General features: G+C 62.1%; 14 protein-coding genes, 2 tRNA genes and 3 rRNA genes. 10 read left to right on the top strand and 9 right to left on the bottom strand.

The genetic code is table 11. From position 1 onward, the window contains the following. Window position 1 precedes the first annotated feature (1 nt). The 3 genes from trpE to rpe all read right to left on the bottom strand — a co-directional run bounded on the left by trpE (window position 2) and on the right by rpe (window position 3308). Entirely contained in the window at window positions 2-1495 is a 1494-nt protein-coding gene (trpE, locus tag AC5LXK_RS02385; protein ID WP_493390154.1) for an anthranilate synthase component I, read from the bottom strand. Between the two features lie 357 nt (window positions 1496-1852). Further along, the gene (locus AC5LXK_RS02390; RefSeq protein ID WP_493390155.1) at window positions 1853-2617 is read right to left on the bottom strand and encodes a phosphoglycolate phosphatase; all 765 of its coding nucleotides are present in this window, start codon (window positions 2615-2617) and stop codon (window positions 1853-1855) included. Window positions 2618-2621: 4 nt separating this feature from the next. Beyond that, a complete protein-coding gene (gene rpe, locus AC5LXK_RS02395) occupies window positions 2622-3308 on the bottom strand; it encodes a ribulose-phosphate 3-epimerase (RefSeq protein WP_011883156.1) in 687 nt (228 codons plus the stop codon). A 178-nt stretch (window positions 3309-3486) separates the two neighbouring features. Between rpe and apaG the strand changes: the two genes are divergently transcribed. Further along, window positions 3487-3861, top strand: coding sequence for a Co2+/Mg2+ efflux protein ApaG (gene apaG / locus AC5LXK_RS02400; protein ID WP_006477037.1), 375 nt, complete (start codon window positions 3487-3489; stop codon window positions 3859-3861). Between the two features lie 14 nt (window positions 3862-3875). Here apaG and AC5LXK_RS02405 read toward each other — a convergent pair whose 3' ends face one another. Further along, complete coding sequence (locus tag AC5LXK_RS02405) at window positions 3876-4019, bottom strand: hypothetical protein (protein ID WP_014898203.1); 144 nt, start codon at window positions 4017-4019, stop codon at window positions 3876-3878. A 28-nt stretch (window positions 4020-4047) separates the two neighbouring features. On the opposite strand from AC5LXK_RS02405, the gene mltA reads away from it, so the two are divergent. After that, entirely contained in the window at window positions 4048-5172 is a 1125-nt protein-coding gene (mltA, locus tag AC5LXK_RS02410) for a murein transglycosylase A (protein ID WP_493390156.1), read from the top strand. A gap of 176 nt (window positions 5173-5348) precedes the next feature. On the opposite strand, the gene paaK is transcribed toward mltA, so the two are convergent. From paaK to paaN, 5 genes are all read right to left on the bottom strand, one after another. Further along, window positions 5349-6647: a phenylacetate--CoA ligase PaaK gene (gene paaK, locus AC5LXK_RS02415; protein WP_493390157.1), complete on the bottom strand. Its 1299-nt coding sequence runs from the start codon at window positions 6645-6647 to the stop codon at window positions 5349-5351. A 38-nt stretch (window positions 6648-6685) separates the two neighbouring features. Next, complete coding sequence (gene paaI / locus AC5LXK_RS02420) at window positions 6686-7138, bottom strand: hydroxyphenylacetyl-CoA thioesterase PaaI (protein WP_493390158.1); 453 nt, start codon at window positions 7136-7138, stop codon at window positions 6686-6688. Window position 7139: 1 nt separating this feature from the next. Beyond that, window positions 7140-7931 (bottom strand): 2-(1,2-epoxy-1,2-dihydrophenyl)acetyl-CoA isomerase PaaG, encoded by a 792-nt coding sequence (gene paaG / locus AC5LXK_RS02425; RefSeq protein WP_493390159.1) that lies wholly within the window; start codon window positions 7929-7931, stop codon window positions 7140-7142. Window positions 7932-7976: 45 nt separating this feature from the next. Next, window positions 7977-9179, bottom strand: a complete 1203-nt coding sequence (gene pcaF, locus AC5LXK_RS02430; protein ID WP_493390160.1) for a 3-oxoadipyl-CoA thiolase — start codon at window positions 9177-9179, stop codon at window positions 7977-7979. Between the two features lie 87 nt (window positions 9180-9266). After that, window positions 9267-10973 carry a phenylacetic acid degradation protein PaaN gene (gene paaN / locus AC5LXK_RS02435; RefSeq protein ID WP_493390161.1) on the bottom strand — a complete coding sequence of 569 codons (1707 nt, stop codon included), beginning with the start codon at window positions 10971-10973 and terminating at the stop codon, window positions 9267-9269. Window positions 10974-11102: 129 nt separating this feature from the next. On the opposite strand from paaN, the gene AC5LXK_RS02440 reads away from it, so the two are divergent. From AC5LXK_RS02440 to AC5LXK_RS02475, 8 genes are all read left to right on the top strand, one after another. Beyond that, window positions 11103-11879: an enoyl-CoA hydratase gene (locus AC5LXK_RS02440; RefSeq protein WP_493390162.1), complete on the top strand. Its 777-nt coding sequence runs from the start codon at window positions 11103-11105 to the stop codon at window positions 11877-11879. Between the two features lie 569 nt (window positions 11880-12448). Next, window positions 12449-13981: ribosomal RNA gene (locus tag AC5LXK_RS02445) — 16S ribosomal RNA — on the top strand. A 62-nt stretch (window positions 13982-14043) separates the two neighbouring features. After that, window positions 14044-14120, top strand: a tRNA-Ile gene (locus AC5LXK_RS02450). Window positions 14121-14159: 39 nt separating this feature from the next. Further along, window positions 14160-14235 (top strand) — tRNA-Ala (locus AC5LXK_RS02455). A gap of 284 nt (window positions 14236-14519) precedes the next feature. Then, window positions 14520-17401 (top strand): 23S ribosomal RNA (locus AC5LXK_RS02460). 188 nt (window positions 17402-17589) lie between these two features. Further along, window positions 17590-17702: ribosomal RNA gene (gene rrf / locus AC5LXK_RS02465) — 5S ribosomal RNA — on the top strand. Together the 16S, 23S and 5S rRNA genes with 2 tRNA genes alongside form the textbook arrangement of a ribosomal RNA operon. A gap of 388 nt (window positions 17703-18090) precedes the next feature. Next, window positions 18091-20166, top strand: a complete 2076-nt coding sequence (locus AC5LXK_RS02470; protein WP_493390163.1) for a molybdopterin-containing oxidoreductase family protein — start codon at window positions 18091-18093, stop codon at window positions 20164-20166. Window positions 20167-20302: 136 nt separating this feature from the next. Next, the gene (locus AC5LXK_RS02475) at window positions 20303-21976 is read left to right on the top strand and encodes a long-chain fatty acid--CoA ligase (RefSeq protein WP_493390164.1); all 1674 of its coding nucleotides are present in this window, start codon (window positions 20303-20305) and stop codon (window positions 21974-21976) included. Window positions 21977-22078: the final 102 nt, after the last annotated feature.

The following is a 22078-nucleotide window of genomic DNA, read 5'->3' on the forward strand; positions in this document are numbered from 1 at the left end:
GTCAGAAGTCGCTATCGAGGCCGTCCTGGACCTGTTCGGCCGCACGCAGCACCGCGCGCGCCTTGTTCTCGGTCTCTTGCCATTCGGATTCGGGCACCGAATCCGCGACGACGCCGGCCGCCGCTTGCACATACAGGTTGCCGTTGTGGATCAGCCCCGTGCGGATCGCGATCGCGAGATCCATCTCGCCCGAGAACGACAGGTAGCCGACCGCACCGCCGTACAGCCCGCGCTTGACCGGTTCGAGCTCGTCGATCAGTTCCATCGCGCGTACCTTCGGCGCGCCGGACAGCGTGCCGGCCGGGAACGTCGCGCGCAGCACGTCGTAGTTCGTCATGCCGGGCTTCAGCTTGCCTTCGACCGAGCTGACGATGTGCTGCACGTGCGAGTACTTCTCGATCACCATCTTGTCGGTCACCTGCACCGAGCCGATTTCCGCGATGCGGCCGACGTCGTTGCGCGCGAGGTCGATCAGCATCACGTGCTCGGCAATTTCCTTCGGATCGTTGAGCAGCTCGGTCGCGAGCTCCGCATCGCGTTCGGGCGTATTGCCGCGCGGACGCGTGCCGGCGAGCGGACGGATCGTGACGATCTGGTCTTCGCCGCGCTTTTCCTGGCGGACCAGGATTTCCGGCGATGCGCCGACCACGTGGAAATCGCCGAAGTTGTAGTAATACATGTACGGCGACGGGTTCAGCGAGCGCAGCGCGCGATACAGCGACAGCGGATTGTCGCGGTACGGCTTCGTCAGCCGCTGGCCGACCTGGATCTGCATCAGCTCGCCGGCCGCGATGTATTCCTTCGCCTGGCGCACGGCGGCGAGGTAGTCGTCCTTCTTGAATTCGCGGAACGTCTCGGTGCGCACGCTCGCCGACGTGACGGGCGGCTGCACGGTCGTGCGCAGGCGCTGCTTCAGTTCGCGCAGGCGCTGTTTCGCCTTCGCGTAGGCTTCCGGCTGGCTCGGGTCCGCGTAGATGATCAGGTACAGCTTGCCGGCGAGGTTGTCGATCACCGCCACTTCTTCAGTCAGCAGCAACTGGATGTCGGGCAGGCCGAGATCGTCGCGCGGCGCAGTGTGCGCGAGCTTCTTCTCGATATAGCGCACCGCGTCGTAGCCGAAGTAGCCGGCGAGGCCGCCGCAGAAACGCGGCAGGCCCGGACGCTGCGCGACCTTGAAGCGCGCCTGGAACGATTCGATGAACTGGAACGGATCGCCGTCGTGCGTCTCGACGACCTGGCCATCGCGTACGACTTCCGACACGCCGTTGCGGGTGCGCACGAGCGTACGGGCGGGCAGGCCGATGAACGAGTAGCGGCCGAAGCGTTCGCCGCCGACCACGGATTCGAGCAGGAACGAGTTGGCGCCTGCGCGTTCGGGCTGGGCCAGCTTCAGGTAGAGGGACAGCGGCGTTTCGAGGTCGGCAAGGGCTTCCGCGATCAGCGGGATGCGGTTGTAGCCTTCGTTCGCGAGCGATTGGAATTCGAGTTCGGTCATGTTCCGGTCCTGTTCGGGACGAGCGGCGCGTGCGCCAGGGATCACTTGACGCTGCGCGGGTTGCCGTCGGCGAAAGGGCGGTCGATCGAGAAGTGCCTGTTGCCGGCCGGCACTCCGGGCGTGAACGTCGCGAGCCTGCGGCCGATCCTGAACGCAAGCGTTCGGACGCGGTGGAACTCGAGGTGGTGCGACGGTCGGCGCGCGGATGCGCAGCGAGATAAAAAACGGCGCTGAAGACGTGCTTCAGCGTACCTCATCGAAGAGGTTAGCGCGACCAGCGACGCCAGGGCCAGGCTCCCCGGTCGATGCTGCTCAGACTCCGTTTTTTATTCAGAAACATGCAGATGGAAGAAATAATCAGAGGGTTGGCCGGCCGGCGTTGTGCGCGGAAATTGCGCGAGCTGCGACCAGCAACGAATCGACTATACCATCCGAATTTATCGTTTGTATAGCTTTGCCGTGGTTGTAGCCGTACGGCACCGTCAGCGTCGCCATTCCCGCCGCGCGGCCTGCCAGTGCATCGTTTTCCGAGTCGCCGATCGCGACCGCCGCGTCCGGCGCGACGCCTAGCGCATCGCAGGCCGTCAGCATCGGCAGCGGATCGGGCTTCTTGCGCGCGACGCTGTCGCCGCCCAGCACGATGCCGAAGCAGCCGGCCAGCCCGTACTGCTCGAGCAGCTCGACCGCGAAGCGGTGCGGCTTGTTCGTCACGCATGCGAGCCGGATGCCGGCCGCGCACAGCGCGTCGAGCCCGGCGGCCACGTCCGGATAGAGGCGCGTGTGGCGGCCGTTGATCTTCGCGTATTCGGTCTGGTAGATCGCCAGCGCGTCGTCGAAGCGCGCATGCGCTTCGTCGGCGGGGAAACGCGGCTTCAGCACGCTCTGGATCAGGTGTTCGGAGCCCTTGCCGACATAGCCGATCACCTCGTCGCGCGACGTGGCCGGCGCGCCGAGCTGCGCGAGCATCCCGTTCAGGCCGGCCGTGAAATCGTCGGCCGTGTCGACCATCGTGCCGTCGAGGTCGATCAGCGCCGCGTCGATGCGCGGCGCGGCGAAGCGGATCGGGGCCGCGCCGGTCGCGGCCCCGGCCGGCGCGCGGCCGGCGAACGACGATTCGGCCACGGCGTCAGCTCCGCTCGACGGTGGCGAGCGCCGCGCGCATCTCGTCGATCACCTTGCGGTAGTCGGGCTTGCCGAAGATCGCCGAGCCCGCGACGAATGTGTCGGCGCCGGCTGCCGCGATTTCCGCGATGTTGTCGGTCTTCACGCCGCCGTCGACTTCCAGCAGGATTTCGCGGCCCGTGCGCTCGGTGTACGCGTCGATGCGTGCGCGCGCTTCGCGCAGCTTGTTCAGCGTCTCCGGAATGAACGACTGGCCGCCGAAGCCCGGGTTGACCGACATCAGCAGCACGAAGTCGAGACGATCCATCACGTGGTCGAGATAGTTCAGCGGCGTGGCCGGGTTGAACACGAGGCCGGCCTTGCAGCCATGGTCGCGGATCAGCGACAGCGTGCGGTCGATGTGGTCGGAGCCTTCCGGGTGGAAGCTGATCAGGTTCGCGCCGGCTTTCGCAAAATCGGGCACGATCCGGTCGACCGGGCGCACCATCAGGTGCACGTCGATCGGCACCTGCACGTGCGGGCGGATCGCCTCGCAGACGAGCGGGCCGATCGTCAGGTTCGGCACATAATGGTTGTCCATCACGTCGAAGTGAATCCAGTCGGCGCCGGCGGCGACCACGTTGCGGACTTCTTCGCCGAGCCGTGCAAAGTCGGCCGACAGGATACTGGGAGCGATGCGGAATTGAGTCATGACAGGGGGACCGGGGACGTTGCGGCGCAAAATCGTCATTCTACCGTCCGGCGACCCGGCGCGCGGCGGCAGGCCGTGCGGTTGCGGCCCGATTGCGCATAGAATGCCGAACCAATGCGGCGCGCCCGCGGCCCGGCCGCTCGAGTCGGCGCGCCCGGTTACCTACAGCGGAAACACCATGAGTCAGTATCAGTTCACCGTTTCGGTGAAAACCAGCTACTTGCCGGAACAATCCGACCCCGATCACCGTCAATACGCATTCGCGTACACGCTGACGATCCGCAACACGGGACAGGTCGCGGCGCAACTGATCGCACGTCACTGGATCATCACGGACAGCGAAAGCCACGTGCAGGAAGTGAAGGGGCTCGGCGTCGTCGGGCACCAGCCGCTGCTGCAGCCGGGCGAGCACTTCGAATACACGAGCTGGGCCGTGATCGCGACGCCGGTCGGCACGATGCGCGGCGCCTACTTCTGCGTGGCGGAAGACGGCGAGCGTTTCGAGGCGCCGGTCGACGAGTTCGCGCTGCACATGCCGCGCACGCTGCATTGAGCGTGCGGCGTGCGTCAGCGCGGCTGGCGGTCGTTGTTGCGGGCGTGCTTCTTTCTGCCCGACGACGTCCACACGACGATGAAGATCAGCAGGGCAAGCGCTACGAAGGCTTCGAGCGCGAAGATGAGCATCGGATATTGGTCGAGAAAATCTGACATGGCGGTTTCCATCAAGAACGGACATTGTATGTGGTTTGGGCCTCGGGTGGCCGGGTGGGTGGCAGCGGCCGCGGCGGCGGCGCTGCTTGCCGCGTGCGGCGGTGCGCCGACGCGAACCTCCACGCTGAAGCCGCCTACCGGCGCGGCGATCGTGCCGGGGCAGGTTGCCGCGAAGCGGCTCACGCCGGTCGCGTGGCAGCAGGTGCCGGGCTGGCAGGACGATTCGCTGATCGGGGCGACGGCCGCACTGCGGCAGAACTGCGTGCGGCTCGCGCGCCAGCCGGCCTGGGCGCGCGCTTGCGCGGCAGCCGACCGGCTCGACGAGCTCGACGTCAGCAGTGCGCGCGCTTTCTTCGAAACGTATTTCACGCCGTTCCAGCTCGCGAATACCGACGGTACGCTCGACGGGCTCGTGACCGGCTATTACGAACCGCTGCTGCACGGTTCGCGCGTGCGCCGCGGCCCGTATCAGTACGCGCTCTATCGCTGGCCGGCCGGCTATCGCGCAGGCGCCGCGCTGCCGGTACGTGCGCAGCTCGAGCGCGCAGGCATCCTGAACGGCAACGAGCTCGTGTGGGTCGACGATCCGATCGAAGCGTTCTTCCTGCAGGTGCAGGGTTCGGGGCGCGTGCTGCTCGACGATGGTTCGGTGATGCGGGTCGGCTTCGGCGGCACCAACAACCAGCCGTACCGTTCGATCGGCAAGTGGCTGCTCGATCGCGGCGAGCTGACGCCCGCTCAGGCGACGATGCAGGGCATCAAGGCGTGGGCGAAGGCGAACCCGACCCGTGTCGACGCGTTGCTCGACACCAATCCGCGCTTCGTGTTCTTCCGCGACATGCCGACCAAGGAAGACGCGCCGCACGGCGGCTCGGACGGCCCGATCGGCGCGCTCGGCGTGCCGCTGACGCCGGAGCGTTCGATCGCGGTCGATCCGTCGTCGATCCCGCTCGGCACGCCCGTATTCCTGCAGACCACGCGTCCGCTGACGAATACGCCGATGAACCGGCTCGTGTTCGCGCAGGATACGGGTTCCGCGATCAAGGGCGGCGTGCGGGCCGACTACTTCTGGGGGCTCGGCGACGACGCAGGCGACCAGGCCGGCCGGATGAAGCAGGTTGGCCGGATGTGGCTGCTGTTCCCGAACTCGTGATGCACGGCGGTCGCGTTGGCCGCCCGGGCGCGGTAGCGCCGGCGTTCGATGCGCACTGCCTGACGTGATGCGACGGGCCGTGCCCGAGACGAAACAGCCCGATCGGTTTTGGCCGATCGGGCTGTTTTCATTTGGCGCGACGGATTGGCTTGCTTTTCGCGGGCGAGGCCCTGGCGTCAGCCTTTACGCTTGTCGACGACGCGGCGCGCCTTGCCGACCGAGCGCTCGATCCCGTTGACGGGCAGCACGTTGATCACGGCCGTCACGCCTATCAGCGACTTGATGTCATACGCGAGCGCCTGTTTTGCCGCGTGGATCGCTGCCGTATCGGGCGCAGTCTCGGGGCAGGGCTCGACGTTGAGCGTCAGCACGTCGAGCGGGCCTTCCTTCGTCAGCACGATCTGATAGTGCGGCGCGAGCGCCCGCTGCTTGAGCAGCAGCTCCTCGATTTGCGTCGGGAACACGTTGACGCCGCGCACGATCATCATGTCGTCCGACCGGCCGGTGATCTTCTCCATGCGGCGCATCGTGCGGGCGGTACCGGGCAACAGGCGCGTGAGGTCGCGCGTGCGGTAGCGGACGATCGGCAGCGCCTCCTTCGTCAGCGACGTGAACACGAGCTCGCCAAGCTCGCCGTCCGGCAGCACGTCGCCGGTTTCGGGATCGATGATTTCCGGATAGAAGTGGTCTTCCCAAATGGTCGGGCCATCCTTGGTCTCGACGCATTCGGACGCGACGCCGGGGCCCATCACTTCGGACAGCCCGTAGATGTCGACGGCGTCGATGCCCATCCGCTGTTCGATCGCAACGCGCATGTCGTTGGTCCACGGCTCCGCGCCGAAGATGCCGATGCGCAGCGAGCTTTGCACGGGGTCGAGGCCCTGACGCTCGATTTCATCGGCGATCGACAGCATGTAGCTCGGCGTCACCATGATGATGTCGGGCCGGAAATCCTGGATCAGCTGCACCTGCTTCTCGGTCTGACCGCCGCCGAACGGGATCACGGTCAGCCCGGCGCGTTCGGCGCCGTAGTGCGCGCCGAGCCCGCCCGTGAACAGGCCGTAGCCGTAGCTGATGTGCACCTTGTCGCCGCGGCGTGCACCGGCGGCGCGGATCGAGCGCGCGACCAGATTGGCCCATGTGTCGATGTCGCCGGCCGTGTAGCCGACGACCGTCGGCTTGCCGGTCGTGCCCGATGACGCGTGGATGCGCGAGATCTGGTCCTGCGGCACCGCGAACATCCCGAACGGATAACTGTCGCGCAGGTCGCCCTTGGTCGTGAACGGGAAACGGGCCAGATCGGCGAGCGTTTTCAGGTCGTCCGGATGCACGCCTGCGTCGTCGAATTTGCGACGATAGACGGGCGAATGATCATACGCATGCCGGAGCGACCACTTGAGGCGTTCGAGCTGCAGCGCGGTCAGCTCGTCGCGTGAGGCGGTCTCGATCGGCTCGAGCGGTAGCGAGGTAGTCATGCATGTCTCCAGTGTTTTTTATGTGCGAGCCGTCGACGTCAGCGGTCTTCAGGAATGACCGTGCCCTTGATCTGGGCGGATTTGCCGCGAAACATCGCGACCGTTTCGCCTGTCTGGTTCGTGACGCGGATGTCGTAGATGCCGTGGCGGCCGGCGAGCGCCTGTTCGATCGCCTCGGCCGTCAGCATGTCGCCGCCGTGCACCGGGCGCAGGAATTCGATCGAGCAGCCGGCTGCGACCGTATTCACGTTGTACGAGTTGCACGCGAACGCGAATGTCGAATCGGCGAGCGTGAAGATGATCCCGCCGTGGCAGGTCTGGTGGCCGTTCAGGAACTCGGGCCGCACGCGCATCTGCAGGCGGGCGTAGCCGGCGCGAACTTCGGCGATTTCCATGCCGAACGCGCGGCTGCAGGCGTCGGCGTCGTACATGGCCTGTGCCGTGGCGCGGGCCAGCGAATCGGGATCGAGCGTGGCGGTGGTGTTCGTCATGTCAATGCCCCTCGAAGCGCGGCGCGCGCTTCTCGATGAATGCCTTCACGCCTTCCGTGTAGTCGTGCGACTGGCCGAGCTTGCGCTGCAGGTCGCGTTCCAGGTCGAGCTGCTGGTCGAGCGTGTTCGTGACGCTGTCCCGCATCGATTGCTTGATCGACGCGATCGCGAGCGTCGGTTGCTGCGCGAGCTGGGTGGCGAGCTGACGAACCGTTGCGACGAGTGCGTCGTCGTCGACCGCACGCCAGATCAGGCCCCACTGTTCTGCCTGTTCGGCGCCGAGTTTGTCGCCGGTCAGCGCGAGCCCCAGTGCGCGCGCCATGCCGACGCGTTGCGGCAGGAGCCACGTGCCGCCGGAATCGGGCACGAGCCCGATCTTGACGAACGCCTGGATGAAACTGCTGGAGCGGGCGGCGAATACGAGGTCGCACGCAAGCGCGAGATTTGCGCCCGCGCCGGCCGCCGTGCCGTTGACGGCGGCGATCACTGGAATCGGCAAACGCTGCAGGCGGCGAATCAGTGGATTGAAATGCTCGTCGATCAGCGTGCCGAGGTCGGTGGACGCACCCGGCGTGAAGTCGAGGTCGGCCAGGTCCTGGCCCGCACAGAAGCCGCGCCCCGCACCCGTCAGAATCAGCGCGCGTGCACCGGCCGCCTCGACTTCATCGAGTGCCGACTGCAGTTCGCGATGCATTGCCCGCGTGAAGCTGTTCAGCTTGTCGGGGCGGTTGAGGGTGACCGTGGCCACGCGCGCGGCCTGATCGATATCCAGCTGAATCGCCTGATAGGACATGCAGTGTCTCCTTCATGACTTCGTTATAGGCGCGCGGCGCGTGGGTTACACGCGTTCGATCGCGATCGCGATGCCCTGGCCGACGCCGATGCACATCGTACAGAGCGCGAAGCGGCCGCCCGTCCGCTCGAGTTGATGCAGCGCCGTGGTCACGAGCCGGGCGCCCGAGGCGCCGAGCGGGTGCCCCAGGGCAATTGCGCCGCCGTTCGGATTCACGCGTGGATCATCGTCGGCGACGCCGAGCATGCGGAGCACCGCGAGACCTTGCGACGCGAACGCCTCGTTCAGTTCGATCACGTCGAACTGGTCGATGCTCATGCCGAGCTGGCGCAGCAGTTTCTGCGTGGCCGGCGCGGGGCCGATGCCCATTACGCGCGGCTCGACGCCGGCGGTCGCCATGCCGACGACGCGCGCGCGGCGGCGCAGGCCATACTGGTCGGCTGCCTGCGCATTGGCGAGCAGCAGCGCGCATGCGCCGTCGTTGACGCCCGACGCGTTGCCGGCCGTCACCGAGCCGTCCGGACGCACGACGCCCTTCAGCTTCGCGAGCGCTTCGAGCGACGTCTCGCGCGGATGCTCGTCGCGCGACACGATCACCGGATCGCCTTTCTTCTGTGGAATCGTGACTGCGACGATTTCTTCAGCCAGCGTGCCGTCCTGCTGAGCCCGTGCGGCCTTCTGCTGGCTGCGCAACGCGAACAGATCCTGGTCGGCACGGCTGATGCGGTAGTCGACCGCGACGTTCTCGGCTGTCTCCGGCATCGAATCGACGCCGTGCAGCTGTTTCATCAGCGGATTGACGAAGCGCCAGCCGATCGTCGTATCGAAGATGTCGGCCTGGCGTGCGAATGCGCTCGTGGCCTTGCCCATCACGAACGGTGCGCGCGTCATGCTCTCGACGCCGCCTGCGATCATCAGGCGTGCTTCGCCCGCCTTGATCGCGCGCGCAGCCGTGCCGATCGCGTCCATCCCGGAGCCGCACAGCCGGTTCAGCGTCGTGCCCGGCACGTCGGTCGGCAGGCCTGCGAGCAGCGCCGACATGCGTGCAACGTTGCGGTTGTCCTCGCCGGCCTGGTTCGCGCAGCCGTAGATCACGTCGTCGATTGCCGACCAGTCGACGTTTCGGTTGCGCTCGATCAGCGCCTTGAGCGGTACTGCGCCGAGGTCGTCGGCGCGGACATCCTTCAGGGCGCCGCCGTAGCGGCCGATGGGGGTGCGAATCGCGTCGCAGATGTAGGCGTCTGTCATGGGCGTATCGATGAGCAACGAACCCGCCGGGTGGCGGATTCGTTCATGGTAGAGAACGTGGCGGCGTTTGCACGTCGGCCATTCGGGTTATGCCGTCTGGCCGGCTTCCGCAGGTACTGCCTTCGGGGCAACATGGACGCGGCTTTGCACCACGCGGAAGCGGTTGGCGACGAACGCCGGGTCGGCCAGCGCTGCGTTGGCTGCCGGGTTCGCGCCCGTGCCGTGGAAGTCGGAGAACGCTGCCGACTGGTTGACGAATACGCCGCCCGTCAGGTTGATCGACAGCGCGACGCCACCGCGCACCGCCGCTTCGTGCGCGGCCTCGACGATCGCGTCGTCGGTGCTGTAGACGGAGAGGGTCAGCGCGCCATGTTCCGCCGCGATTGCACCGGCGAGATCGAGCGACTGCGCGGTCGAGTCGGTCGCGATCACGAACGAGATCGGGCCGAACCACTCCTGCGTGAACTTCTCGCGATCGGCCACGTCGAGTTGCAGCACGAGCGGCGTGCGCACGCGTGCATCGGGGAAGGCGGGGTGCTGGAGGGTCACGCTGTCGGCGAGCACGCGGCCGAGCTTGCGCGCGTCGTCGATGCGCGCGGTCACGCCGTCGTTCTGGATCGCGCCGATCAGTTCGACCGAGCGTGCCGGGTCGCCGGTGAGCTTTTGCACGGCAACCGCGATGGCTTGCGCGACTTCATCGAAGCTCGCATGGCCGTCAGCCGTGCGGATGCCGTCGCGCGGCACGTAAATGTTTTGCGGTGCCGTGCACATCTGGCCGGAGTACAGCGCCAGCGAGAACGCGATGTTCTTGGCGGCGGCCTTCAGGTCGTCGGTCGAGTCGATCACGATCTGGTTGACGCCGGCCTTCTCGGTATAGACCTGGGCCTGGTGCGCATGGCGTTCGAGCCACGTGCCGTTCTGCGTGCTGCCGGTGAAGTCGATCAGCTTGATCTCCGGGCGCAACGCGAGATCCTGGACGAGGGCGCCGTCGTTGGGTTCGGTCGCGAGAAGCGTGACGACGTTCGGGTCGAACCCGGCTTCGCGCAGCACGTCGCGGGCGATCCGGACCGTGATGGCGAGCGGCAGGATCGCGCCCGGATGCGGTTTGACGATCACGGTATTACCGGTTGCCAGATCGGCGAACAGGCCCGGGTAGCCGTTCCAGGTCGGGAACGTGCAGCAGCCGAGCACGAGTCCGGTGCCGCGCGGCACGATCGTATAGCGCTTGTGCATCGCGAGCGGCGGGTTCTTGCCTTGCGGCTTTTCCCAGTGCGCGTCGGCCGGGATGCGGCGCAGTTCGTCCCACGCATAGGCGACTGCCTCGAGTGCGCGGTCCTGTGCGTGCGGGCCGCCGGCCTGGAACGCCATCATGAAGGCCTGCCCGGTGGTGTGCATCACGCTGTTGGCGATTTCGAAGCTCGCACGATTCAGGCGGGCGAGGATTTCGAGGCTGACGCCGATCCAGGCGCTCGGGCCGGCTTCGCGCCATGCGCGTTGCGCGGCGGCAGCAGCAGCGATCAGTGCGTCGGGCGTCGACTTCGGATACCGGATGCCCAGTGCGATGCCGTACGGCGAGCGCTCTGCGCCGACCGTTTCTCCGGACGCCGGCTGGTCGAGCGCGAAGGTCTTGTCGAGGTGCGACTTGAACGCGGCTTCGCCGTCGGCGCTTGCGCTTTCCCCGTACACTTTGGGACTCGGCATTTCGGCGAACGGACTCCAGTACCCGCGGCTCTCGATGGCGGCGAGTGCGTGCTTCAGCGTGTCTTCGTGCTTCGTGAACAGTGCATGGGTCATGGCGGCGGCCTGATGAACGTTGAGAGGGGTTGGACCGATTAATTAACCGACCGGTTGGTCGGAGAATGGTAGCATCAAACTATTCGCATGTGCGAGGCGTTTCTCATTTCATTGATCGAGGAGAAATAGATGGCTTACGAGAACATCCTGGTGGAGACCCGGGGGCGTGTCGGTCTGGTGACGCTGAACCGTCCGAAGGCGCTGAATGCGCTGAACGACGCGCTGATGGATGAGTTGGGCGCTGCGCTGAAGGCGTTCGATGCGGACGACGCCATCGGCGCGATCGTCGTGACCGGGAGCGAGAAGGCGTTCGCCGCCGGCGCGGACATCGGCATGATGGCGACCTACTCCTATATGGATGTTTACCGGGGCGACTACATCACGCGCAACTGGGAGACGGTCCGCGAGATCCGCAAGCCGATCATTGCTGCGGTTTCGGGCTTTGCGCTGGGCGGCGGCTGCGAGCTCGCGATGATGTGCGACATCATCTTTGCAGCGGACACAGCCAAGTTCGGTCAACCGGAAATCAAGCTAGGCGTCATGCCGGGTGCTGGTGGGACGCAGCGTCTGCCGCGTGCGGTGTCGAAGGCGAAGGCGATGGACATGTGCCTGACCGCGCGCTTCATGGACGCCGCCGAGGCTGAGCGTGCCGGACTCGTGTCGCGCGTGCTGCCCGCAGACAAGCTGCTCGATGAGGCGATTGCCGCCGCGACGACGATCGCCGAGTTCTCGCTGCCGGCGGTCATGATGGTCAAGGAGTCGGTGAACCGCGCGTACGAGACGACGCTGGCTGAGGGTGTCCACTTCGAGCGCCGGCTGTTCCACTCGCTGTTCGCGACCGAGGACCAGAAGGAAGGGATGGCTGCATTCGTCGAGAAGCGGAAGCCGGCGTTCAAGCACCGCTGATCGCGCAGTGTTGCGGCAGGCGTCCGGCAACTGGTTGACCCTGGTTGCCGACACGATCGCCAGGCCCGCCGAACCCCAAGCCCTCGTGCGCGTCAGCGCACGAGGGTTTTTTCAAACTTTCTTCACAAAGGGGCTTGCGGAGACGCGGGCGGATGCTTAGAATCACGCCTCTTTCGCGCTAACGGAAACGCGGCGCGAGAGGAAGGGAAGCAGTGCTGTTGAGGCTTGGTGGTAACGACCTCGGCGGTACGGAAGTTGAACCCCGCAGTCGCAACGATGTAGTGTAAAAAGTTGTTGACGAGCTGCGAAACACGGTTCATAATCTCGCTTCTCTGCTGCTGAAAACGCAGCGCTGCTGAGAAACACGAAGTTTCTCGCAGAAATGCTCTTTAAAAATTAACAGCCGATAAGTGTGGGCGCTTGATGGAAGCGAGCTGATCCTCGGATCAGATAGCGAAAGTATCAAGAGTCTCACACTAAAGTAAGTCAGGTTTATGAAGTGATTCATATTCCTGTCAGCTTTGAGTGAGCGACCGGTTCTTAACTGAACCGAAAACAGTAACAGGTTTAAACTGAAGAGTTTGATCCTGGCTCAGATTGAACGCTGGCGGCATGCCTTACACATGCAAGTCGAACGGCAGCACGGGTGCTTGCACCTGGTGGCGAGTGGCGAACGGGTGAGTAATACATCGGAACATGTCCTGTAGTGGGGGATAGCCCGGCGAAAGCCGGATTAATACCGCATACGATCTATGGATGAAAGCGGGGGACCTTCGGGCCTCGCGCTATAGGGTTGGCCGATGGCTGATTAGCTAGTTGGTGGGGTAAAGGCCTACCAAGGCGACGATCAGTAGCTGGTCTGAGAGGACGACCAGCCACACTGGGACTGAGACACGGCCCAGACTCCTACGGGAGGCAGCAGTGGGGAATTTTGGACAATGGGCGAAAGCCTGATCCAGCAATGCCGCGTGTGTGAAGAAGGCCTTCGGGTTGTAAAGCACTTTTGTCCGGAAAGAAATCCTTGGCCCTAATACGGTCGGGGGATGACGGTACCGGAAGAATAAGCACCGGCTAACTACGTGCCAGCAGCCGCGGTAATACGTAGGGTGCGAGCGTTAATCGGAATTACTGGGCGTAAAGCGTGCGCAGGCGGTTTGTTAAGACCGATGTGAAATCCCCGGGCTCAACCTGGGAACTGCATTGGTGACTGGCAAGCTAGAGTATGGCAGAGGGGGGTAGAATTCCACGTGTAGCAGTGAAATGCGTAGAGATGTGGAGGAATACCGATGGCGAAGGCAGCCCCCTGGGCCAATACTGACGCTCATGCACGAAAGCGTGGGGAGCAAACAGGATTAGATACCCTGGTAGTCCACGCCCTAAACGATGTCAACTAGTTGTTGGGGATTCATTTCCTTAGTAACGTAGCTAACGCGTGAAGTTGACCGCCTGGGGAGTACGGTCGCAAGATTAAAACTCAAAGGAATTGACGGGGACCCGCACAAGCGGTGGATGATGTGGATTAATTCGATGCAACGCGAAAAACCTTACCTACCCTTGACATGGTCGGAATCCTGCTGAGAGGTGGGAGTGCTCGAAAGAGAACCGATACACAGGTGCTGCATGGCTGTCGTCAGCTCGTGTCGTGAGATGTTGGGTTAAGTCCCGCAACGAGCGCAACCCTTGTCCTTAGTTGCTACGCAAGAGCACTCTAAGGAGACTGCCGGTGACAAACCGGAGGAAGGTGGGGATGACGTCAAGTCCTCATGGCCCTTATGGGTAGGGCTTCACACGTCATACAATGGTCGGAACAGAGGGTTGCCAACCCGCGAGGGGGAGCTAATCCCAGAAAACCGATCGTAGTCCGGATTGCACTCTGCAACTCGAGTGCATGAAGCTGGAATCGCTAGTAATCGCGGATCAGCATGCCGCGGTGAATACGTTCCCGGGTCTTGTACACACCGCCCGTCACACCATGGGAGTGGGTTTTACCAGAAGTGGCTAGTCTAACCGCAAGGAGGACGGTCACCACGGTAGGATTCATGACTGGGGTGAAGTCGTAACAAGGTAGCCGTATCGGAAGGTGCGGCTGGATCACCTCCTTTCTAGAGCTTCTCGCAAAGTTGAGCGCTCACGCTTATCGGCTGTAAATTAAAGACAGACTCAGGGGTCTGTAGCTCAGTCGGTTAGAGCACCGTCTTGATAAGGCGGGGGTCGTTGGTTCGAATCCAACCAGACCCACCACCGTCTTATCTGGCGGTACACCTGAGGATACCTGTACATGGGGGCATAGCTCAGCTGGGAGAGCACCTGCTTTGCAAGCAGGGGGTCGTCGGTTCGATCCCGTCTGCCTCCACCAATCTTCAATGACAAGCGTTCGAACGAAGCGATGTTCGAGTCTTTGTCATTGGCGATTGAGCCAGTCAGAGTGATATGAGTAACACCATATCGGCTGTCGTTCTTTAACAATCTGGAAGAAGTAAGTAATTTGGATAGCGGAAGCGTCTATGAGATGGACGTGAAAACTATCCGGGTTGTGATTGTATCGATGTATCTCAAGATGATTCGAACTTAATGTTCGGCTCAATTGGAATACGGCACAAATGCGAGAACTCAACCTGTAACGAGACAGACTCGTTATAGGGTCAAGCGAACAAGTGCATGTGGTGGATGCCTTGGCGATCACAGGCGATGAAGGACGCGGTAGCCTGCGAAAAGCTACGGGGAGCTGGCAAACAAGCTTTGATCCGTAGATGTCCGAATGGGGAAACCCACTCCTTTTGGAGTATCCATAGCTGAATACATAGGCTATGTGAAGCGAACGCGGTGAACTGAAACATCTAAGTAACCGCAGGAAAAGAAATCAACCGAGATTCCCAAAGTAGTGGCGAGCGAAATGGGATGAGCCTTGTACTCTTTATTTGTATTGTTAGCCGAACGCTCTGGAAAGTGCGGCCATAGCGGGTGATAGCCCCGTAGGCGAAAACAGTATGAAAGAACTAAGTGTACGATAAGTAGGGCGGGACACGTGAAATCCTGTCTGAAGATGGGGGGACCATCCTCCAAGGCTAAATACTCGTGATCGACCGATAGTGAACCAGTACCGTGAGGGAAAGGTGAAAAGAACCCCGGGAGGGGAGTGAAATAGATCCTGAAACCGCATGCATACAAACAGTCGGAGCCTCGAAAGGGGTGACGGCGTACCTTTTGTATAATGGGTCAGCGACTTACGTTCAGTAGCAAGCTTAACCGTATAGGGCAGGCGTAGCGAAAGCGAGTCCGAATAGGGCGTTCAGTTGCTGGGCGTAGACCCGAAACCAAGTGATCTATCCATGGCCAGGATGAAGGTGCGGTAACACGTACTGGAGGTCCGAACCCACTAACGTTGAAAAGTTAGGGGATGAGCTGTGGATAGGGGTGAAAGGCTAAACAAACTTGGAAATAGCTGGTTCTCTCCGAAAACTATTTAGGTAGTGCCTCGTGTCTCACCTTCGGGGGTAGAGCACTGTCATGGTTGGGGGGTCTATTGCAGATTACCCCGCCATAGCAAACTCCGAATACCGAAGAGTGCAATCACGGGAGACAGACATCGGGTGCTAACGTCCGGTGTCAAGAGGGAAACAACCCAGACCGCCAGCTAAGGTCCCCAAATATAGCTAAGTGGGAAACGAAGTGGGAAGGCTAAAACAGTCAGGAGGTTGGCTTAGAAGCAGCCATCCTTTAAAGAAAGCGTAATAGCTCACTGATCGAGTCGTCCTGCGCGGAAGATGTAACGGGGCTAAGCTATATACCGAAGCTGCGGATGCGTGCTTTGCACGCATGGTAGGAGAGCGTTCCGTAAGCCTGCGAAGGTGCGTTGAAAAGCGTGCTGGAGGTATCGGAAGTGCGAATGCTGACATGAGTAGCGATAAAGGGGGTGAAAGGCCCCCTCGCCGTAAGCCCAAGGTTTCCTACGCAACGTTCATCGGCGTAGGGTGAGTCGGCCCCTAAGGCGAGGCAGAAATGCGTAGCTGATGGGAAGCAGGTCAATATTCCTGCACCATTGTTAAATGCGATGGGGGGACGGATCGCGGAAGGTTGTCCGGGTGTTGGAAGTCCCGGTCGCTGCATTGGAGAAGGCGCTTAGGCAAATCCGGGCGCGGAATTCAAGGGTGTGGCGCGAGCTCCTTAGGGAGCGAAGCAATTGGAAGTGGTTCCAAGAAAAGCCTCTAAGCTTCAGTTTAACAATGACCGTACCGCAAACCGACACAGGTGGGCGAGATGAGTATTCTAAGGCGCTTGAGAGAACTCGGGAGAAGGAACTCGGCAAATTGGTACCGTAACTTCGGGATAAGGTACGCCCTTGTAGCTTGATGCCCCTGCGGGCAGAGGGTGAAGGGGTTGCAATAAACTGGTGGCTGCGACTGTTTAATAAAAACACAGCACTCTGCAAACACGAAAGTGGACGTATAGGGTGTGACGCCTGCCCGGTGCCGGAAGATTAAATGATGGGGTGCAAGCTCTTGATTGAAGTCCCGGTAAACGGCGGCCGTAACTATAACGGTCCTAAGGTAGCGAAATTCCTTGTCGGGTAAGTTCCGACCTGCACGAATGGCGTAACGATGGCCACACTGTCTCCTCCCGAGACTCAGCGAAGTTGAAGTGTTTGTGATGATGCAATCTACCCGCGGCTAGACGGAAAGACCCCATGAACCTTTACTGTAGCTTTGCATTGGACTTTGAACCGATCTGTGTAGGATAGGTGGGAGGCTATGAAACCGGAACGCTAGTTTCGGTGGAGCCGTCCTTGAAATACCACCCTGGTTTGTTTGAGGTTCTAACCTTGGCCCGTGATCCGGGTCGGGGACAGTGCATGGTAGGCAGTTTGACTGGGGCGGTCTCCTCCCAAAGCGTAACGGAGGAGTACGAAGGTACGCTAGGTACGGTCGGAAATCGTGCTGATAGTGCAATGGCATAAGCGTGCTTAACTGCGAGACCGACAAGTCGAGCAGGTGCGAAAGCAGGTCATAGTGATCCGGTGGTTCTGTATGGAAGGGCCATCGCTCAACGGATAAAAGGTACTCTGGGGATAACAGGCTGATACCGCCCAAGAGTTCATATCGACGGCGGTGTTTGGCACCTCGATGTCGGCTCATCTCATCCTGGGGCTGTAGCCGGTCCCAAGGGTATGGCTGTTCGCCATTTAAAGAGGTACGTGAGCTGGGTTTAAAACGTCGTGAGACAGTTTGGTCCCTATCTGCCGTGGGCGTTGGATATTTGAAGGGGGCTGCTCCTAGTACGAGAGGACCGGAGTGGACGAACCTCTGGTGTACCGGTTGTCACGCCAGTGGCATCGCCGGGTAGCTATGTTCGGAAGAGATAACCGCTGAAAGCATCTAAGCGGGAAACTCGCCTTAAGATGAGATATCCCTGGGGACTAGATCCCCTTGAAGGGTCGTTCGAGACCAGGACGTTGATAGGTCAGGTGTGTAAGCGCAGTAATGCGTTCAGCTAACTGATACTAATTGCCCGTAAGGCTTGATCCTATAACAAGTCTGTCTCGACAGTCGTTAGCGCTTCAGCGCTGTACGAATGTCGAGCATCGAGTGCAAGGCGCTCGATGTACTGCGGTTGAAGTACCGCATATGTGTGAGATACAACCTCACAACCCAACCAAATTACTGCTTCTTCCAAGATTGGTTGTGCTGCGAAGCCAGCACAACAACCCTCTTTGCCTGATGACCATAGCGAGTCGGTCCCACCCCTTCCCATCCCGAACAGGACCGTGAAACGACTCTACGCCGATGATAGTGCGGATTCCCGTGTGAAAGTAGGTAATCGTCAGGCTCCCTAAGCCAGAAACCCCCGCCCGAAAAGGCGGGGGTTTTTGCATTGATGCGACGGGAATGCGTGCGCGGTGGCCAGGCACAATGTGACCGGTGCTGCCGACGTCACCTTCCCGCCAACGCAATCAATCGAAAGCGGTGCCGAATTTCCTCCATGGCCGGTATTTCCCGCGTTCCAATCGATTACTGATCGCATCTTCGACCCAGATGGCAGTTCTCCTCCGGCAGCCTATCGGAAAGCGCGATCGTGTGACCTGCTTTCCACTCGCCACGGCAAATCGTTTCCCCACTCGACCGCCAGTCAGATAGCTCGGAATCAGTGCGAAATGAGCGCTTTATTCGGCGCGTCCACGTAAAATTTGCGAACCCCCATCTCTGCATTCACAACGATGAACGCCGCCATCCAGGTAGCCCGGGCCGTTTGCCCGCATGATTGTCCGGATACGTGCGCTATGCGCGTGACCGTCGAGAACGGCAAGGCAATCAAGGTCACGGGCGACCCCGACCATCCGCCGACGCAAGGCGTGCTGTGCACGAAAGTCAGCCGATATGCGGATCGCGTTCATCATCCCGATCGCCTCACAGTTCCGCTCAAGCGCGTCGGCGCGAAGGGAGAAGGGCGCTTCGTCGCGATCAGCTGGAGCGAGGCGCTCGACGAGATCGGGCGCCGCCTCGGTGAAATCGCCGCGCGCGCGCCGGAAGCGATCGTGCCGTACAGCTACGCGGGAACGATGGGGCTCGTGCAGGGCGAGGGCATCGCCCAACGGTTCTTCCACAAGCTGGGCGCATCGCGGCTGGAGCGTACGATTTGTGCGGCGGCCGGTGCGGCAGGGTTGCGATACACGTATGGCGGCAGCCTCGGCATGCACCTCGAACACTTCGAGGAAAGCGAGCTGATTCTGATATGGGGCGCGAACCCGATCGCGTCGAGCCTGCATTTCTGGACGCGTGCGCAGGAAGCGAAGCGTCGTGGCGCGCGTCTTGTCGCGATCGACCCGTATCGTTCGCTGACCGCGGAGAAGTGCCATCAGCACATCGCACTGAAGCCCGGTACCGACGGCGCATTTGCGCTCGGCATGATGCATGTGCTGATTACCGAAAACCTGCTCGATCACGCCTACATCACCGACCACACGCTCGGCTTCGAAGTGCTCAAGGCACGTGCAATGTCCTATCCGCCGGAGCGCGTTGCGCAGATCTGCGGTATCGACGTGTCGGAACTGATCGATCTTGCGCGTCGCTACGGCGCGACCCGCAAGGCATCGATCCGCCTCAACTACGGCATGCAGCGCGTTCGTGGTGGCGGCAATGCCGTGCGGGCGATTGCGAGCCTGCCTGCGCTGACGGGGGCGTGGCGCGATCGGGCCGGCGGGCTGTTGCTGTCGTCATCCGAGTCCGCACCGGTCAACCAGACGGCGCTGCTGCGCCCCGACCTGATGCCGGGCTGGCCGCATCGGCTGCCGCGCATCATCAACATGAACGCGATCGGCGACGCGCTGCTGCACCCGGGGGATGCGACGTTCGGGCCGAAAGTCGAGGCGATGATCGTGTACAACTCGAACCCGGTGGCGGTCGCGCCGGATTCCTCGAAGGTCGCAGCGGGATTTGCGCGTGACGATCTGTTTACGGTCGTTCTCGAACATTTCAAGACAGATACGGTCGATTTCGCCGACATTGTCCTGCCGGCGACCACGCAGCTCGAACACCTGGATGTGCATAAATCGTACGGCCATACCTACGTGATGGCGAATCTGCCGTCGATTTCGCCGGTGGGAGACGCGCGGCCGAATACGGAGATCTTCCGCGGCATCGCCCGCAGCATGGGGCTCGACGAGCCCGCGCTGTACGAAAGCGACGAAGAGGTCGCACGCGCGGCGCTTCGCTGGGACGATCCGGCGCTCGACAGTGACTGGGACACGCTGAAGCGGGAAGGTTGGCTGAAACTCAAGCTGCCGGACGCGCCGTTCGCGAATGGCGGTTTCCGCACGCCATCGGGCAAGTGCGAGTTTTACAGCCCGCGGCTCGAGCAGATGGGTATGGATCCCGTTCCCGACTACCTGCCGCCGTTCGAATCGGCCGAAGCTGCGCCCGAGCTCGCCGCACGCTATCCGCTCGCAATGATTTCGCCACCGGCCCGCCATTTCCTGAACAGCACGTTCGTGAACGTCGACAGCCTGCGTACGACGGAGGGCGAGCCGCATCTCGACATGCATCCGTCCGATGCCGACGCGCGCGGCATCGCAGAGGGCGACGTCGTCCGCATCTTCAACGACCGCGGCTCGATGCAGGCGCTCGCGCGAATTACCGACCGCGCGCGTGCAGGGCTCGTCGTCGGGTTGTCGATCTGGTGGAAGAAGCTGTCGCCGGACGGCAGGAACGCGAACGAGGTCACGAGCCAGGCGCTGACCGATCTGGGCAATTCGGCGACGTTTTACGATTGTCTTGTGGAAGTTGAGCGAATTTGATCGAATATCACCGTATGATCGGACGAATCGATGCGGAAGTTCGAAGTGGACATCTAACCCTGTTGTCTCGGGGCGGGGGAGCCGTTACGATGCGTTTTAGCACGACCATTCGAAAATCTGTGAGGAGACGCGCAGTATGGACAAAATTTGGCTGAAATCGTACCCCCCCGGCGTTCCAGCCGAAATTGACGCGTCTTCTTATCCCTCTGTCCCGGACCTGCTCGACGAAAGCTTCCGGCAGTATCGCGACCGCACTGCGTTCGTCTGCATGGGCAAGGGCATCACATATGGCGAACTCGACAAGCTGTCGCGCCAGTTCGGTGCCTGGCTGCAATCCCGCGGCCTCGCCCGCGGGGCGCGCGTCGCGATCATGATGCCGAACGTGCTGCAGTACCCGGTAACGATCGCTGCGGTGCTGCGTGCGGGTTATACCGTCGTCAACGTCAACCCGCTCTATACGCCGCGCGAGCTCGAGCATCAGCTGAAGGACAGCGGTGCGGAGGCAATCGTCATCCTCGAGAATTTCGCGTCGACGCTGCAGGCCGTCATTGCCAATACGGCTGTCAAGCATGTCGTCGTCGCATCGATGGGCGACCTGCTGGGCATCAAGGGGTGGCTCGTCAATTACGTCGTGCGCAACGTGAAGAAGATGGTGCCCGCGTGGCAGCTGCCGTCGTTCACGCGCTTCAAGGCTGCGCTGTCGGAAGGTGCGCGGCAGGCGTTCAAGGCGCAGAAGATCGGCCCCGAAGACGTCGCGTTCCTGCAATACACGGGCGGTACGACCGGCGTCGCGAAGGGCGCGACGCTGCTGCACCGGAACATCGTGTCGAATGTGCTGCAGGCCGGCGCATGGCACCAGCCGGCGCATGAGAAGTACCCGGACGTGAAACAGTTCGTGACGGTCGTCGCGCTGCCGCTGTATCACGTGTTCGCGCTGACGGTCTGCGGTTTCCTGACGATGCGGACGGGCGGCATGGGCATCCTGATCCCGAATCCGCGCGACATCGCCGGCATGATCAAGGAGCTGAAGGGCTACCAGATCTCGACGATTCCGGCGGTCAACACGCTGTACAACGCGCTGCTGAACCATCCCGAATTCAATCAGCTCGACCTGTCGAAGCTCGTGATCGCCAACGGCGGCGGCATGGCGATCCAGGAGGGTGTCGCGAAGCGCTGGTATGAAAAGACCCGTACCGCGATCATCGAGGGCTACGGGCTGTCCGAAACGTCGCCGGTGGCGACCTGCAACCCCGTGACGGCAACCGAGTACAGCGGGACGATCGGCTTGCCGCTGCCGTCGACTGAAGTCGCGATCCGCGACGATGCCGGCAACGACGTGGCGCTCGGCGAGCCCGGCGAGATCTGTATCCGCGGGCCGCAGGTGATGGCCGGCTACTGGAACCGGCCGGACGAGACCGCGAAGGTCATGTTTCCGGACGGCTTCTTCAAGACGGGTGACGTCGGCGTGATGGACGCACGCGGTTACGTGAAGATCGTCGACCGGAAGAAGGACATGATTCTCGTGTCCGGCTTCAACGTGTATCCGAACGAAGTCGAGGACGTCGTGGCGTCGCATCCGGGCGTGTTCGAGGTGGCGGCGGTCGGCGTGCCGGACGAGCATTCCGGCGAAGCCGTGAAGCTGTTCGTCGTGAAAAAGGACCCGGCGCTGACCGACAAGGACATCCTTGCCTACTGCAAGGAGCGGCTCACCGGGTACAAGCGGCCGAAGCTCGTCGAGTTCCGCACGGAGCTGCCGAAAACGAACGTCGGCAAGATCCTGCGGCGCGAACTGCGCGACGGACGCGCGTAACGATACGGTTGAACGAAAAAGCCCGGCCTGTGCCGGGCTTTTTTGTTGGCAACTGCCGGAGGATGATCGGGAGCGGCGGCTTTCTGCGGCTGCCGGCAGTCT

The sequence above is a fragment of the Burkholderia pulmonis genome (assembly GCF_984667975.1).